Origin of the sequence: Streptomyces sp. NRRL B-1347, from assembly GCF_000720325.1 — a bacterium.
Classification (GTDB): Bacteria; Actinomycetota; Actinomycetes; order Streptomycetales; family Streptomycetaceae; genus Streptomyces.
In genome coordinates, this window is the sequence record NZ_JOJM01000322.1 from 1 (window position 1) to 255 (window position 255).

1 protein-coding gene is annotated in these 255 nt (G+C 63.5%); it reads right to left on the reverse strand.

Going from position 1 to position 255, the window contains the following annotated elements; genetic code table 11:
* Positions 1–227, reverse strand: a 227-nt coding sequence (locus IG74_RS47455; RefSeq protein ID WP_324607550.1) for an AMP-binding protein, incomplete at its 3' end; no start/stop codon positions are given.
* Positions 228–255: the final 28 nt, after the last annotated feature.

Sequence of the window (255 nt, forward strand, 5' to 3'; positions counted from 1 at the left end):
GCCTTCAGCACCGCGAGGAGTGATACGACCAAGTCACTAGAACGCTCTATACAGACCGCAACCAGAGACTCCGCACCCACACCCCGCGAAATCAGCAACCGCGCCAGACGATTCGCCCGCGCGTCCAACTCCGCGTACGACCACGCCGTACCACCGAACGTAACCGCAACCGCATCAGGCGTACGACCCACCTGAGCCGCGAACAGCTCCGTCAGCGACGCCTCCACCACCGGACGGGAAACACCACTCCACTCC